Source organism: Vagococcus humatus (assembly GCF_003950325.1).
Classification (GTDB): Bacteria; Bacillota; Bacilli; order Lactobacillales; family Vagococcaceae; genus Vagococcus_C; species Vagococcus_C humatus.
Genome location: NZ_PXZH01000006.1, coordinates 62,754 through 79,410 on the forward strand (window position 1 = coordinate 62,754; position 16,657 = coordinate 79,410).

Consider the following 16,657-nt stretch of genomic DNA (forward strand, 5'->3'; position numbering starts at 1 on the left):
AATGGTGGATGATGGAGGAAAAACTAGTTTCAAAAGTAAAAGATTGGATAGCTGTAGCCACAGCTTTAATCAAAGAACGGCTAGAAGAACCTTTAGATGTAGAAAGAAAATCCAATTATTCAGATTTAGTCACCAATGTAGATAAAGAGGTCGAAAGCTTTTTTGTTCAGCAAATTCGTAAAGAATTTCCTACTGATAAAATATTAGGAGAAGAGGGCATGGGCGGAGAGCCTGTGACTGATTTTAGCGGTCGTGTTTGGGTGATTGATCCAATTGATGGTACATTAAATTTTGTCAAACAACAAGAGAACTTTTGCATTATGATTGGCATTTATGAAGACGGAAAACCAGTCTTAGGATTTATTTATGAAGTGATGAAAAAAGAACTTATTTGGGGTGGCCCTCAAGTGGGAGTCTTTATAAATGATACAGAAATAAATCAAATCTCAACAGATTCCCTAAAAGACTCATTGGTTAATGTAAATACGATGATGTTTCTCCAAAATGACTGTCATACTCAAGAGATTGGGTTAACAAGCTTAGGAGTAAGAATGTGTGGGTGTGCTGGCATTGGCTTTAAAGATACCTTGTTAGGTCGTCACCATGTGTATATTTCTTATTTACAACCTTGGGATTATGGTGCTGGTTTAGTATTAGCAGAAACTTTAGGATTTGTGACAATTGGATTAGATAACAATAAATTAGATTTGAAGAAACGTGTACCTGTATTGGTAACTACACCAATCATTTATCAAGAATTACAAGAAACTTACGAGGAATTATAAAATTATTGAGAAAATACTATTTTCTGAAAACTTTTCCTTGTTTTTCTCCTAGTTTTCTTGGTATAATTAAAAGTCGGTGAAATTCAATTGAAGATACTGTGTTGTGTGTCAAAAGTGAGGAGAATAAACATTGAAATTAAGAGAAGATATTCGAAATATTGCGATTATAGCCCACGTAGACCATGGGAAAACGACAATCGTAGATGAGTTATTAAAGCAGTCTGATACGCTAGATGCCCATGTTAACCTACAAGAACGTGTGATGGACTCTAACGATATTGAAAAAGAACGTGGTATTACTATTTTATCTAAAAATACGGCTATTAACTACAAAAATACTAAAATCAACATTATGGATACACCGGGACACGCGGATTTTGGTGGCGAAGTAGAACGTATTATGAAGATGGTTGATGGGGTATTACTAGTTGTTGATGCATACGAAGGAACTATGCCTCAAACTCGTTTTGTTTTGAAAAAAGCGTTAGAACAAAAATTAACTCCTATCGTAGTTATTAATAAAATTGATAAACCTTCAGCTCGCCCTCAAGAGGTTGTAGATGAAGTATTAGAATTATTTATTGAATTAGGTGCCGATGATGATCAGCTAGAATTCCCAGTTGTTTATACATCTGGTATAAATGGAACTTCTAGTTTATCAGAAGACCCTAAAGATCAAGAAAAAACAATGAATCCTGTTTTGGATACAATTATTTCACGTATTCCAGCTCCTATTGATAACAGTGATGAGCCTTTACAGTTCCAAGTATCTCTATTAGACTATAATGAATATGTTGGACGTGTAGGGATTGGACGTGTGTTCCGTGGAGCGATTAAAGTAGGAGACCAAGTTTCTTTAATGAAATTAGACGGTTCTGTTAAAAACTTCCGTGTAACTAAATTATTTGGTTTCTTTGGTTTGAAACGTGTTGAAATTGAAGAAGCAAAAGCAGGAGAATTAATTGCAGTCTCTGGTATGGAAGACATTTTCGTTGGGGAAACAGTAACTCCTGTAGACCATCAAGATGCTTTACCTATTTTGCATATTGATGAACCAACGTTACAAATGACATTCTTAGTTAATAACTCTCCATTTGCAGGTCGAGAAGGAAAATATGTAACAGCTCGTAAAATTGAAGAACGTTTGTTAACTCAATTACAAACAGATGTGTCATTAAAAGTAGATCCAACTGACTCACCTGACGCTTGGATAGTATCTGGTCGTGGGGAACTTCATTTATCTATTTTAATTGAAAACATGCGTCGTGAAGGTTTTGAATTACAAGTGTCACGTCCTAAAGTAATTGTAAAAGAATTTGATGGCGTTAAATGTGAACCATTTGAACGAGTTCAAATTGATACACCAGAAGAATATATGGGAAGTGTTATCGAATCTTTAAGCCAACGTAAAGGTGAAATGCAAGATATGATCCATACAGGTAATGGACAAATGCGTTTAGTTTTCTTAGCCCCTGCTCGTGGTTTAATCGGTTACCGAACTGAATTCATGTCTATGACACGTGGTTACGGTATTATGAACCACACATTTGATTCTTATTTACCATTATTAGCTGGTACAATCGGCGGACGCCGCAACGGAGCTTTAGTTTCAATTGATACAGGTAAAGCTACTACTTATAGTATTATGAGTGTAGAAGAACGTGGAACAGTTTTTGTTGAACCAGGAACTGAAGTTTATGAAGGTATGATTGTTGGTGAAAATAGTCGCGAACGAGATTTAACAGTTAACATTACTCGTGCAAAACAAATGACTAACGTTCGTTCTGCAACGAAAGACCAAACATCAGTGATTAAGAAACCTAAGACGTTAACTTTAGAAGAATCATTAGAATTCTTAAATGATGATGAATATTGTGAAGTAACACCTGATAGCATTCGTTTACGTAAACAAATTTTACATAAAAACGAACGTGAAAAAGCAGCTAAGAAGAAAAAAATGGCTGAAGACGATAAATAATAATAACTAAAACCATCTGACTTAAGGTTAGATGGTTTTTTTGGGGATAAAAAACAAACCGTTTTCAAAAACAATAGATTTTTCTTTAAATCAGCAGAAAAAAGATAAAAAAATCGGTCAATTTTTGTTATGATATTGAAGTTGTTAGTAAAGTGAAGTATAATAAATAATGTAATGAAATGGCTTTTACAATCGGATTGAAAAAATTGCTTTCTGTAATTGTTTTTCGGACGATTTTTGTAAAGGAAATGGATTTACCAAGAAAAACATAATGGAGGCAGTTTTTACATGGAACGCGGAAAAGTAAAATGGTTTAATAATGAAAAAGGTTTTGGCTTTATCGAAGTAGATGGGAAAGATGACGTATTCGTACATTTTTCAGCTATTCAAGGAGACGGGTTCAAAACATTAGAAGAAGGACAAGACGTAGAATTCGCTGTTGTTGAAGGCGATCGTGGACCTCAAGCAGCAGAAGTTGTAAAATTATAAGAGTCCTTATAGCTATTATAACTTTAAGCACCTTTCGTTTAAACGAAAGGTGCTTTTTCATTTGATTAAAGACCAGTCTTTAGACTTTTTTTAGAGAAGTTTAAAATAGAATTTGCTATAATGGAGAAGATGTAAAAAAAGAGAGGACGTTGTAAAGTGACAACCAGACAATCCTTACTAGCAGGAATGAATCCAAAACAAACAGAAGCAGTTCTTCATACGGACGGCCCACTTTTAATTATGGCGGGAGCTGGAAGTGGTAAGACTCGAGTGCTTACTCACCGTATTGCTTATTTAATCGAAGAAAAAGGCGTTAATCCATGGAATATTTTAGCGATTACTTTTACTAATAAAGCAGCTAAAGAAATGAGAGAGAGAGTTAGTCGTTTATTAACTACTGGTGGAGAAGAGGTATGGGTTTCAACTTTTCACGCTATGTGTGTTAGAATTTTACGACGAGATGTTGACCGGATTGGTTATAATCGTAACTTTACAATTTTAGATAGCTCAGAGCAATTAACGTTAATGAAACGTATTGTAAAAGAGCAAAATATTGACTCGAAAAAATTTGATCCTAGAAGTATTTTAGGAAGCATTAGTCAATCGAAAAATAAACTAATGACACCAGAAGACTTTAGTGAATTTCAAGGTAGCTATTATGACCGTATTGTAGGACAGTGTTATGAAGCCTATCAAAAAGAGTTACATACTAATCAGTGTATGGATTTTGACGATTTAATTATGCTTACTATTCGCTTATTCCATCAAGAGCCAGAAGTATTAGCCTACTATCAAACTAAGTTTCAATATATTCATGTAGATGAGTATCAAGATACTAACCATGCTCAATATATGTTAGTTAATATGTTAGCTGCTCATTTTAAAAACTTATGTGTCGTTGGAGATGCTGATCAAAGTATTTATGGCTGGCGTGGGGCAGATATGCAAAATATTTTAGATTTTGAAAAAGATTATCCTAGCGCTCAAGTTATTTTGTTGGAGCAAAATTATCGTTCCACTCAAACGATTTTATCTGCAGCCAATCAAGTCATTGAAAATAACTATAATCGGCGAGATAAAAAGTTATGGACAGACAACCACTCTGGTGAAAAAATCACTTATTTTAGAGGAGATAGTGAGCGAGATGAAACTCGCTTTGTGGTATCTGAAATCCAAAAACAAATGAGAGAACACCAGCGGGCATATCATGAATTTGCAGTACTTTATAGAACCAATGCTCAATCTCGAGTGATTGAAGAGATGTTACTAAAAGCCAATATACCTTACAAAATGGTAGGAGGTCATAAATTCTATGACCGAAAAGAAATTAAGGATATCCTAGCTTACTTAAATCTTTTGGCTAATCCTGTTGATTCTATTAGTTTTGGAAGAATTATCAATACACCTAAACGAGGCATTGGACCTACTTCTGTTGAAAAGTTACGTCAATTTGCCAATGTGCAGGAGTGGTCATTATTAGAAGCCTCTCAAAACGTTTCATTAGCTAATATTGGCGGAAAAGCTGGCCGAGAGTTAGCTCATTTTGGTGATATGATTGAAGATCTTAGTCGAATGATTACGTATTTAAGTTTAACTGAATTAACGGAGCAAGTACTAGAAAAAACAGGCTACTTAGAGGAGTTGAGAAACCAAGCGACTCTAGAAGCTGAAGGACGAATTGATAACTTAAATGAATTTTTAACGGTGACACAAGAATTTGATAAACGCTTAGAAAAAAATGAAGAAGAAATTAATCCTGAAGATAAATTGACGGTATTTTTAAATGATTTAGCATTAGTTTCTGATTTAGATAATTTAGAAGAAGAGTCTTCCCAAGTGACTTTAATGACTTTACATGCAGCGAAAGGTCTTGAGTTTCCAGTTGTTTTCTTAATTGGATTAGAAGAAGGAATTTTTCCTTTATCTAGAGCAATCCTAGAAGAAGATGAATTAGAAGAAGAAAGACGTTTAGCTTATGTGGGGATTACACGAGCGGAAGAAAAATTATATGTATCCAATGCTAAATCTCGGATGTTGTACGGTCGGACACAGTATAATAAACCTTCTCGCTTTATTGAAGAAATCGATCAAACTCTTTTAGATGCAGAAACGTCCCATCAAGAAAATACTTACCAGACTAAGCGAAGCACCATGTCTTATAGTCAACCTAAGTACCAGTACACACAACCTAGACAAACGAAAGTTTCAAGTAAGAAAGCGACAGGAGCCGATCAATTGGCTTGGCATGAAGGAGATAAAGTCACACATAAAAAATGGGGAGTAGGAACGATTGTGCGAGTAGGGGGTACCGCTAAAGATATTGAGTTAGATGTGGCCTTCCCAGCTCAAGGTGTGAAAAGACTTTTAGCTGCCTTCGCTCCGATTACAAAGGTAGATTAACTAAAGGAGGGATTTAAATATGGAGGTAACAGAAGCTAAAAAGAAAGTATTAGAACTAAGAAAAACGCTGAAACAATATGCATACGAATACTACGTTAAGGACACTCCCTCTGTTGAGGATCATATTTATGATAAGTTATATCATGAATTAGTTTCTCTTGAACAGGCATTTCCTGAACTAGTTACCTCTGACTCCATTACTCAAAGAGTCGGTGGCATTGTGTTAGATGGCTTTTCTAAAGTAACTCATACTCATCCTATGTTAAGTTTGAGTAATGCATTTAACCAAGCAGATCTTGAAGCATTTGATACGCGCATAAAAAAATTAACAGACCAACCTTTTTCTTATATTTGTGAGTTGAAAATTGATGGCTTAGCTGTTTCGGCTAGATATGAAAATGGCGTGTTTGTTCAAGGTGCTACCCGGGGAGACGGGCGGATCGGAGAAGATATTACAGAAAATTTAAAAACTATCCACTCCATTCCACTAACTTTGCCTGAACCTATTTCAATTGAAGTACGGGGAGAATGTTATATGCCGAAACGCTCTTTTGTTGCGTTAAACAAAGCAAGAGATGAAGAAGGGTTGCCTGTATTTGCTAATCCAAGAAATGCTGCAGCAGGTAGCTTGCGTCAACTAGATTCTAAAGTCGCAGCAAAACGTAATTTAAGTACCTTTATGTACCAAGTAGTAGAACCTGCCCAGTACCAAGTGCACACTCAAAGTGAGGTGCTTAATTATGTGGATTATCTAGGTTTCCAAACCAACCCAGAACGAAAAAAATGTCTGTCCATAACAGAGGTTTGGGAATTTATTGAAACTTATCAGGAAAAACGCCATCAATTACCTTATGAAATTGATGGGATTGTTATCAAAGTAGATGAGTTTTCCGCTCAGGAAGAAATAGGTTATACAGTTAAAGCACCTAAATGGGCTATTGCCTATAAATTTCCAGCTGAAGAAGCGGAAACGGTAATTAGAGAGATTGAATGGACTATTGGAAGAACAGGTGTGGTGACTCCCACAGCTGTGATGGATCCTGTGACTTTAGCAGGAACAACGGTAGCTCGTGCGACTTTACATAATATTGATTTTATTAAAGAAAAAGACGTCAGACTAGAAGATACTGTTATTATTCATAAAGCAGGCGATATTATTCCAGAAGTATCACGCGTATTAGTGGAAAAAAGAACAGCAGAGAGTGAAGACTACTTAGCGCCTACTCACTGTCCTGTTTGTGAAAATGAATTAGTTCATCTAGACGGTGAGGTAGCCTTAAGATGTATGAATCCTAACTGTCCGGCTCAAATAAAAGAAGGACTGGCTCACTTTGCTTCTAGAAACGCCATGAATATTGAAGGGTTAGGGCCTCGGATTATTGAACAGCTATATGATCATTCCTTAGTGAAAGATGTGGCTGACTTATACACCTTAACAGAGACGGATTTGTTAACCTTAGATAAAATCAAAGAAAAATCAGCTAATAATTTGTTAACAGCCATTCAAGCCAGTAAAGAAAACTCTCTTGAAAAATTATTATTTGGTTTAGGGATTAGACATGTTGGAGCAAAAGCTAGTCAAATTATAGCTAGTCATTTTGGTACATTAGAGAAGTTAATGGCTAGTACTGTTGAAGAAATCACTCAATTAGATACGATTGGTGAGATTATAGGGGAAAGTATTATGACCTATTTTTCTCAAGAAGAAGTTAAAAAATTAATTGGTAAACTTCAAGCAGCCGGAGTTAATTTAACTTATCTAGGTGTGACTCAAGAAGAATTAGCCCAGGTAGACTCTCCTTTTAAAGGAAAAACGATAGTATTAACAGGTAAACTTGTTAAATATAACCGAACAGATGCAAAAGAAAACATCCAAGCTTTAGGTGGAAAAGTTACAGGAAGTGTTTCTAAGAAGACGGATTTAGTTATTGCTGGAAGTGATGCAGGAAGTAAGTTGACAAAAGCAGAATCTTTAAATATTGAGATTTGGTCAGAAGATGACATGATTCAAGCTATTGAAGGAGTCCTAAATAATGAAAAAAATAATTAAAGGCTTGTTACTTGGGGTTTCACTTCTACTATTAACAAGTTGTCAGGGACAAACAACAGAAAAACAACCTTTGCCTACTACTAATCGAAAAGAAGAAACAGGAAAAATTGTTAGTACTGGTCGAGTAGATGAAGCAGAATATCAAGCAGTGATGATAGACGGAAAATACGAAATTAGTCAAGCTCGTACTCTTTCTGCCAGTTATTTAAATAGCCACTATAATTTAGCTAACTTTGAATCTGGCTTGTTGACTTTATCAAAAGAAAATTATTCAGTTGATAGTTATTTGTTCCGAGAAGGTCAATTATTAGATAAACAAACTATTATGAATTGGTTAGACCGAAAGTCTAAAGATAATCCTACTGGGTTAAATCCAGAGTCAGAGGGGGAACCTTTAGTTGTCCAGCAAGTTTTAGAGCAAGATTATTTAGATAAGAAAACACAAAAATTAGCTGGTATTAGCTTAGGGATTGCAGTCAACCAAGTGGACTATAGTCAAGATCCAGCTAGAAATATTGACCAAGAAACAGCTTTAACTGTAGGGAAACAAGCTGCCCAAACTGTGATTGAGCATTTAAGACAAATAGAAGCAGGGGCTAATGTGCCAATTACAGTTGGTATCTTTGAGCAAGCGACTAAAGATGATATTGCCGGAGGAGCTTATTTACTTAAAGGGATGACAAAAGGTTCTGAAGTAACTAAATGGACAGAGGTTAAAGAAGAGTACATTACTTTACCAGTGCCAGAAGGAGAAACTAATAGTGCCACTAAAGACGGTATTAGCAATAAATACCGAGATTTTAAAGAAATGGTTCAAGGGTTTTTCCCTAATTTAAGTGGGTTTTCTGCTATTGCCCATTATCAAGATAAAAAATTAGACAAAATGGTCATAAAAATAGAAACAAAGTATTATTCTGAAACAGAAATAATCAGCTTTACTCAATTTGTTGGTAAAAATTTACTATCTTCTTTAAATATTCCAGGTGAAATTGAAGTTCAAATCAACTCCATTGAAGGACCTCAAGCTTTTATCGTGAAAAAAGCAAATGAAAATACTATTTCATCACATATATTTAATTAAAAATAGATGAGGAAAGAGTTCGTCTCTTTCCCTATTTTTATGGTAAAATAGTTGTTGATAGTTTTCATAGAAAGAAGGGAAAATAAATGAAAGAACAAGATATTCAACATGTAGCAAAACTTTCAAAGCTTTCTTTGTCACAAGATGACTTACATCAGTTTACAAGTCAATTGACAGACATTGTTCATATGGTAGAACGTTTAAATGAAGTAGATACAGAAGGTGTAGCAGTTACCGCTAATGTTGTCCATGATATAAATGTCATGCGTGAAGATGTAGCAGTAAAAGGAACAGATCGTGATTTACTTATGACCAATGTGCCAGAACATGAAGATGGCTTTATTAAAGTTCCAGTAATTATTGATAACGGGGAGGCTGGCGCGTAGTGACTAAATGGTATGATAAATCTGTTGAAGAACTTCATGACTTATTAGTTAAGAAGGAAATTACTGCAACAGAACTAACAAAAGAAACATTTAACCGTCTAAAAGAAACAGAACCAAAAATTGATGCCTTTTTAGCGTTAAATGAAGAAAAAGCTTTAGAACAAGCTAAATTAATCGACGAAAAAGGAATTGCTGCAGAAGATGTTTTAGCAGGGATTCCAATTGGGATTAAAGATAATATTGTTACTAAAGGTTTACGCACAACTGCTGCAAGTAAAATGCTTGAAAATTTTGATCCTATTTATGATGCAACAGTTATGTCAAAATTATATGACAAACAAATGATTCCTGTAGGGAAACTAAATATGGATGAATTTGCTATGGGAGGCAGTACTGAAAATTCTGCATTCAAACCAACTAAAAACGCTTGGGATCAAAGAAAAGTTCCTGGTGGCTCATCAGGTGGTTCTGCAGCTGCTGTTGCAGCGGGACAAGTTCCTGTTTCATTAGGTTCAGATACTGGTGGTAGTATTAGACAGCCAGCTGCTTTTAACGGCATTGTTGGGATGAAACCTACATATGGACGAGTATCTCGTTTTGGTTTAATTGCATTTGCTTCAAGTTTAGACCAAATTGGGCCATTGACTAGAACTGTTCGGGATAATGCTCTTGTTTTAGAAGCCATTAGTGGACAAGATGAGCGTGATAGCACAAGTGCTAGTCATCCAGTTGCTAACTATGTTGCAGATATCGATGCAGGAGTTAAAGGCATGAAATTGGCAGTGCCAAAAGAATTCATGGGAGAAGGAGTCGAGGCTGGTGTACGTGAAAGTGTTCAAGCCGCTATTGAAAAATTCCGTGAATTAGGTGCTACAGTAGAAGAAGTAAGTCTACCTAATATCGCTTATAGCGTGGAAGCTTATTATATTATTGCCTCTTCAGAAGCTTCTTCTAACTTACAACGTTTTGACGGGATTCGTTACGGGTACCGAGCAGATGATTGCCAAAACTTAGAAGAGGTTTATATTAAAACACGTTCTGAAGGATTTGGGGATGAAGTAAAACGTCGGATTATGTTAGGAACTTTTAGTTTAAGTGCTGGTTATTATGATGCTTACTTTAAAAAAGCTGGACAAATTCGGACATTGATTAAAGAAGAATTCCTATCTGTACTGAAAGAGTATGACCTAATTATTGGGCCAACTGCTCCAACAGTAGCTTATAACTTAGGTGAAAATATCAAAGATCCATTAACTATGTACGCTGCGGATATCTTAACTATTCCAGTTAACTTAGCAGGACTTCCTGGTATGTCCATTCCATGTGGTTTATCAAATGGCTTACCAGTTGGACTACAAATTATCGGTTCTTATTTTGATGAAAAAACTATGTATCAAGCAGCTTATGCGTTTGAACAAGGAACAGAGTTTCATAAACTACAACCAGAGATTTTAGGGGGGAACAACTAATGAATTTTGAAACAGTTATCGGGTTAGAAGTTCACGTGGAACTTAAAACAAACTCTAAAATCTTTTCTCCAGCACCTGTTGCATTTGGAGCAGATCCTAATACTAATACTAATGTGATTGACTGGGGCTATCCTGGAGTTTTACCTGTATTGAATAAAAATGTCGTAGAATTTGGGATGAAAGCAGCTCTTGCATTAAATTGTGAGATTTCACAACATACTTATTTTGACCGTAAAAATTATTTTTATCCAGACAATCCTAAAGCTTATCAAATTTCTCAAGATGAATTTCCATTAGGACATGATGGTTGGATTGAAATTGAAGTAGAAGGAGAAAAGAGAAAAATTCGGATTGAACGAGTACATATTGAAGAAGATGCTGGTAAAAATATCCATGGATCTGAAGGCTATTCTTATGTAGATTTAAACCGACAAGGGACTCCTTTAATTGAGATTGTTTCTGAAGCAGACATGCGTTCACCTGAAGAAGCCTATGCTTATCTAGAAGCTATTCGTTCTATTATCCAATTTACAGGTGTTAGTGATGTGAAAATGGAAGAAGGTTCTATGCGATGTGATGCTAATATATCACTACGTCCATATGGCCAAGAAAAATTTGGAACTAAAACTGAGCTTAAAAACTTAAACTCTTTAAACTTTGTTAAAAAAGGGTTAGCTTATGAGCAAAAACGTCAAGAACGTGTGTTACTATCAGGAGGCATCATCCAACAAGAAACACGTCGTTATGACGATGCAACTGGTGAAACTATTTTAATGCGAGTAAAAGAAGGGGCTAGTGATTACCGCTATTTCCCAGAACCAGATATTCCTCATCTAGAAATTGCAGATGAGTGGGTAGAATCTGTACGAGCAAGTTTACCAGAATTACCAAGTAAACGCCGTGAACGTTATGTCAATGAATTAGGTTTACCTGAATATGATGCTATGGTATTGACTCTAACAAAAGAAATGTCAGATTTCTTTGAAGAAACCTTGACTCAAGGTGCAGATGCTAAACAGGCATCTAACTGGTTAATGGGAGGAGTGTCTGCTTACTTAAATAGTGAGAAATTAGAACTTCATGAAACTAACTTAACACCTGAAAACTTAGCAGGTATGATTGAAATCATTGCAGACGGGACAATCAGCTCTAAAATTGCGAAAAAAGTCTTTAAAGAATTAATTACTAATGGTGGTCATGCAAGAGAAGTTGTAGAAGCTAAAGGCTGGGTTCAACTATCTGATCCAAGTAAATTATTGCCTATTATCAATGAAATTTTAGATAAAAATGCGCAATCAGTGGAAGACTTTAAAAATGGGAAAGACCGAGCACTTGGCTTTTTAGTAGGTCAAACTATGAAAGCAACCAAAGGACAAGCTAATCCAGGAGTTGTTAATAAATTATTACAAGAAGAATTAAACAAGCGGTAAGAGTTAAGACTATAGAAAAAGGGGACACTTTCCATGAAAGCTAGAGTAATTTATAATCCTACTTCTGGTAAAGAATTATTAAAGAAAAATTTACCAGATATTTTGGATATCTTGGAAAATGCCGGATACGAAGCCAGTGCTTTTGCTACAAAACCTGAGCCAGATTCTGCTGAGAAAGAAGCAAGACGGGCAGCTCTGGCAGGGTTTGACTTAATTGTAGCAGCTGGTGGAGATGGAACCATTAATCAAGTGGTGAATGGAATTGCTCCACTTGAGAATCGCCCTAAAATGGGCATTATACCAGGTGGAACAACGAATGACTATGCAAGAGCATTAAAGGTTCCAAGAGATAATATCTTAAATGCTGCTAGAGTAATTGCTAAAGGCCAAACTGTTAAAATGGATATTGGTAAAGCCAATGATACTTATTTTATTAACATTGGAGCAGGTGGCTATTTAACGGAATTAACTTATGAAGTACCTTCTCAACTTAAAAGTGTGTTTGGATACTTAGCCTATTTGGTTAAAGGGGCAGAAATGTTACCTCGAGTTAAACCGATTAATATGCGACTTGTTTACGATGATGGTGAATATGAAGGAAAAGCCAGTATGTTTTTCTTAGGATTGACTAATTCTGTTGGAGGATTTGAAACAATTGCGCCAAATGCTCAATTAGATGATGGAAAGTTCTCGCTAATTGTGGTAAAAACTGCTAATATGTTAGAGATCATGCATTTAATTGCTTTAATGCTAAATGGAGGTCGTCATGTCAATGACTCGCGTATTTTGTACACAAAAACCTCCAAGTTGTATGCAGAAGCATTAGATGAGGATGTTCGAATGATGATCAACTTAGATGGTGAATACGGCGGAGATGCTCCAATGACGTTCCAAAATCTACATCAACATATTGAAATGTTTGCAGATGTGGATGCTATTCCAGATGAAGCAGTAACAGGTGAAGTGGAAGAATTAAAAGAAGCTTCAGATGCCTTTATCAAAGAAGTAGAACATTTAACCGATGAAGATATTGACGGAGACGGTCATATTTCTTAGTAAATAAATTGAAGGAATCAGTTCAGTTTAGCTGATTCCTTTTCTTGTGTTTATTAAGAAACAGGCTACACAAAGAATAAGAGAAGGTGACAAGTATGGAATATCCAGTAAAGAAAAATCAACAGCTACTTGTTGAAATTATTGATTTAACGCATGAAGGTTTAGGAGTAGCAAAAGTAGATGGCTATCCTTTATTTATTGAAAATACTCTACCAGGAGAACAAGTTGAAATTCTTGTGTTAAAAGTAGGGAAGAAATTTGGTTTCGGAAAAGTAGTTAAACAAGTGACAGTAAGTGAAGACAGAGTGGAACAAGTGGATGAAACCTTTATCCGAACAGGGATTGCTCCTTTAATTCATTTAACTTACGAGAAGCAACTAGCATTTAAGCAAGATCAAGTAAAAAATGTTTTTGAACGGATAGCTAAATTGCCAGAAGTACCAGTGTTAAAAACATTAGGAATGGAAAATCCAACTCATTACCGAAATAAAGCACAGATTCCGGTAAGAAAAATCAATAATCAGTTAGAAACAGGCTTTTTTAGAAAAAATAGTCATGATTTAGTTCCAATTGAAAACTTTTTAATTCAAGAGGATCCTATTGATGACGCGATTAAAATTGTGCGAGATATTATGAGACGATTTAATGTGAAACCTTATAATGAACAAGAACATGTGGGGAACTTACGTCACATCATTATTAGACAAGGACATTATACAAAAGAGATGATGGTAGTTCTAGTAACTAGAACAGCTAAACTATTTCCACAAAAAAATATTATTGCAGCAATTAAAGAAGCTCTACCTCAAGTTGTTTCCATTGTTCAAAACGTGCAACCGGAAAAAAGTAATGTTATTTTGGGAAAAGAAACTAAAATTTTAGATGGGGAAGAAGCGTTTACCGATCAATTATTAGGTAATGAGTATCGTATCTCTGCAGAGTCTTTCTATCAAGTTAACACTAAACAAGCAGAGGTTCTTTATCAAACAGCTATTGATTTTGCTGATTTTAGCCAAGAAGATCAAGTGATTGATGCTTATTGTGGAATTGGAACAATTGCTTTAAGCTTAGCTAATCAAGTTGCTCATGTAACAGGAATTGAAGTTGTTCCGCAAGCCATTGAGGATGCCAAAGTGAATGCTGAATTAAATAACATAACCAATGCGGATTTTGTGGTTGGAAAAGCTGAAGAGGTTATGGATGAATGGGTAAAAGAAAATAAACAGTGTGATGTATTAGTAGTAGATCCTCCTCGTAAAGGTTTAGAAGAGATGTTTATTGAAAAAACTGTAGAATTAGGACCTAAAAAAATGGTTTATATTTCTTGTAACCCAGCATCTCTTGCGAGAGACTGTGCTCATTTAGTAGAACATGGATATACTGTGAAGAAAGTCCAACCAGTAGATATGTTCCCACAAACAGCGCATGTGGAGTGTGTGGCGTTGTTAGAAAAATAATCCATTGATTTGATAATAGATTTTATAGAACTCTATATAAATAAAATGAAAAATAAGTGGAAAATCATTCGCTTGTTTTTCATTTTTTTGTAAACCCAATTTTAATATAACATATAAAAATTATTAACTAATAGATATTATAGATTATTAGTTAATATAAATAACGTTTAAAATTGTTTTTTTTTATAAATTATCTTGACAATTATTAAAATATACCCTCATAATGAAAGTGGTTTCTAGGTTGGAGGGATATTTAAAAATGATTAGTAAAGAGAAGGAAACAACTGGAAAAGAGCTATATACTATCGGACAAGTAGCAAAAATGTGCAAGGTATCAAAAAAAGCACTTCGTTTTTATGAAGAGTTAGGTATTTTTGTCCCAGATAAAGTTTGTGAAGAAAATGGTTATCGTTACTATAATAAGGAAACCATGATGTTTATCCCTATTATAAAATACTATAAACAGATGGGATTTAAATTACAAGAAATGGAAGGTGTAAAAGATCATTCTTCTTATTTTTATCATGAAAATAATTTTATTAGTAAATTAAATGAGCTAGAATTAGAAGAACAAGCTATTAAAAATAAACACACCGCTGTTTCTGATTGGTTTAATTTATTACAAGAAGGAACAATGGCTATTCAAAATAAAATAGATCATGTTAGCGTTAAGTATCTAGATCAAATGAGTTATTACTACCAAGAGCAAGACTTTTTTTTTAATTATAAAGAATCTATTATTAATATTCCTTGGGTTAATTCTTTAGAATCTCATCAATGTGCAATTACTGGTCCAGTTATTTTAGAATTTTCTTCGTATCAAGATAAAATGAATCAAAAGAGTAAAAAATCTTGTATCCTACAACAACCGGTTGGAAAATTGAATTTTCAAATGGATGTGAAAGATTTTGGAGGCTCTATGTTTTTATGTGCATATCATATTGGAGACCATCAAGACATTTATAAGCAATATCAAAAAATTGAAGATTGGGCAACAGAACATGGGTATACGTGTGGACCTGAAGCTTATGAACGATATGTAATTGATTACTGGACAACAAAAGAAACAGATAAATTTGTAACAGAAGTGTTAATTAAAGCAACTAAAAGTAGCTAGTTTTTTTGTGGAAAAATTAACAAGATTAGCTGTAATTATTTAGATAGAAAGAGCAGAAAATTATTTTTCTGCTCTTTTTTTATTTTAATAAAAAACATAACAACTTAAATAATACACAAATGGTGTTACAAACAGATAAAATAATTTTACTTTTATACTAATTGTTATAAAAAAATACTTATTAAGTTTATTTTCAAACTGTTACCTTAAGGTCATACTTTTTTATATGTTTTTTTAATCAATTGAAATGTTTATATATAAACATTTTAATTATTTTTTAAATTATTTTATCATTTTAAGAAGATATATTATTTCAAATGTTATCAAAATAACTTTGTTTTTTTTTAGAAAATAAGCAGTAGCTGTGTTAATAAAAATTAATACAGAAAAAACGATTAAGGAATCATTCTAACAAAAAAATTACTCTAGTTCTGATTAAATCAAGGATTAAAAGATAACTTATAACTTGTTTTTCATTTAAAACAATCTATTTGAGAAAGCGAATTCAAAAAAAGGTGAAGTTATTGTGCAAAAATGAACAATAACTAAAAAAAGAATTGACATTCCTGTTAAGGGCAAGCTGTATCTTAATGGGGAAGACAAGGGTGCTGCAAAAACTCAATGAAAATTGAGTAAAAATATATTTTTAGGAGGAACCAAAAATGAAATATGATGCACTAGGAATGATTGAAACTAAAGGACTTGTAGGATCTATTGAAGCTGCGGATGCGATGGTTAAAGCTGCTAATGTTTCTTTAGTAGGGAAAGAAATGATTGGTGGAGGATTAGTTACAGTCATGGTACGTGGAGATGTTGGAGCAGTAAAAGCAGCGACTGATGCAGGAGCTGCAGCAGCTGAACGTGTAGGAGAATTATTATCTGTTCATGTAATACCTAGACCTCACGGTGAAGTTGAATCTATTTTACCAACTGATAAATAATAAAATACGAAACAAGGG

13 protein-coding genes are annotated in these 16,657 nt (G+C 34.4%); all 13 read left to right on the top strand.

Translation table 11 applies throughout. The annotated features are described in order from the left end of the window. Positions 1-8: 8 nt before the first annotated feature. The gene (locus C7P63_RS09070) at positions 9-785 is read left to right on the top strand and encodes an inositol monophosphatase family protein (RefSeq protein ID WP_125943834.1); all 777 of its coding nucleotides are present in this window, start codon (positions 9-11) and stop codon (positions 783-785) included. Positions 786-915: 130 nt separating this feature from the next. Beyond that, positions 916-2,763 carry a translational GTPase TypA gene (gene typA / locus C7P63_RS09075; protein ID WP_125943835.1) on the top strand — a complete coding sequence of 616 codons (1,848 nt, stop codon included), beginning with the start codon at positions 916-918 and terminating at the stop codon, positions 2,761-2,763. A gap of 288 nt (positions 2,764-3,051) precedes the next feature. Further along, on the top strand, positions 3,052-3,252 hold the full coding sequence (locus C7P63_RS09080; RefSeq protein WP_125943836.1) for a cold-shock protein: 201 nt from the start codon (positions 3,052-3,054) through the stop codon (positions 3,250-3,252). Positions 3,253-3,438: 186 nt separating this feature from the next. After that, the gene (pcrA, locus tag C7P63_RS09085) at positions 3,439-5,652 is read left to right on the top strand and encodes a DNA helicase PcrA (RefSeq protein WP_424580164.1); all 2,214 of its coding nucleotides are present in this window, start codon (positions 3,439-3,441) and stop codon (positions 5,650-5,652) included. A gap of 19 nt (positions 5,653-5,671) precedes the next feature. After that, positions 5,672-7,702 (top strand): NAD-dependent DNA ligase LigA, encoded by a 2,031-nt coding sequence (gene ligA / locus C7P63_RS09090; RefSeq protein ID WP_125943838.1) that lies wholly within the window; start codon positions 5,672-5,674, stop codon positions 7,700-7,702. After that, complete coding sequence (locus tag C7P63_RS09095) at positions 7,686-8,783, top strand: CamS family sex pheromone protein (RefSeq protein ID WP_125943839.1); 1,098 nt, start codon at positions 7,686-7,688, stop codon at positions 8,781-8,783. Before ligA ends, C7P63_RS09095 begins: the two co-directional genes overlap by 17 nt. An 86-nt stretch (positions 8,784-8,869) precedes the next feature. Continuing rightward, on the top strand, positions 8,870-9,169 hold the full coding sequence (gene gatC / locus C7P63_RS09100) for an Asp-tRNA(Asn)/Glu-tRNA(Gln) amidotransferase subunit GatC (protein ID WP_125943840.1): 300 nt from the start codon (positions 8,870-8,872) through the stop codon (positions 9,167-9,169). Beyond that, positions 9,169-10,638: an Asp-tRNA(Asn)/Glu-tRNA(Gln) amidotransferase subunit GatA gene (gene gatA / locus C7P63_RS09105; protein WP_125943841.1), complete on the top strand. Its 1,470-nt coding sequence runs from the start codon at positions 9,169-9,171 to the stop codon at positions 10,636-10,638. Before gatC ends, gatA begins: the two co-directional genes overlap by 1 nt. Beyond that, a complete protein-coding gene (gatB, locus tag C7P63_RS09110; protein WP_125943842.1) occupies positions 10,638-12,068 on the top strand; it encodes an Asp-tRNA(Asn)/Glu-tRNA(Gln) amidotransferase subunit GatB in 1,431 nt (476 codons plus the stop codon). The genes gatA and gatB overlap by 1 nt, the downstream gene beginning before the upstream one ends. Positions 12,069-12,101: 33 nt before the next feature. Next, positions 12,102-13,124: a diacylglycerol kinase gene (locus tag C7P63_RS09115; protein WP_125943843.1), complete on the top strand. Its 1,023-nt coding sequence runs from the start codon at positions 12,102-12,104 to the stop codon at positions 13,122-13,124. A 95-nt stretch (positions 13,125-13,219) separates the two neighbouring features. Beyond that, positions 13,220-14,581, top strand: coding sequence for a 23S rRNA (uracil(1939)-C(5))-methyltransferase RlmD (rlmD, locus tag C7P63_RS09120; protein ID WP_125943844.1), 1,362 nt, complete (start codon positions 13,220-13,222; stop codon positions 14,579-14,581). Between the two features lie 259 nt (positions 14,582-14,840). Beyond that, positions 14,841-15,698: a MerR family transcriptional regulator gene (locus tag C7P63_RS09125; RefSeq protein ID WP_125943845.1), complete on the top strand. Its 858-nt coding sequence runs from the start codon at positions 14,841-14,843 to the stop codon at positions 15,696-15,698. Positions 15,699-16,360: 662 nt separating this feature from the next. After that, positions 16,361-16,639, top strand: a complete 279-nt coding sequence (eutM, locus tag C7P63_RS09130; RefSeq protein ID WP_125943846.1) for an ethanolamine utilization microcompartment protein EutM — start codon at positions 16,361-16,363, stop codon at positions 16,637-16,639. Positions 16,640-16,657 lie beyond the last annotated feature (18 nt).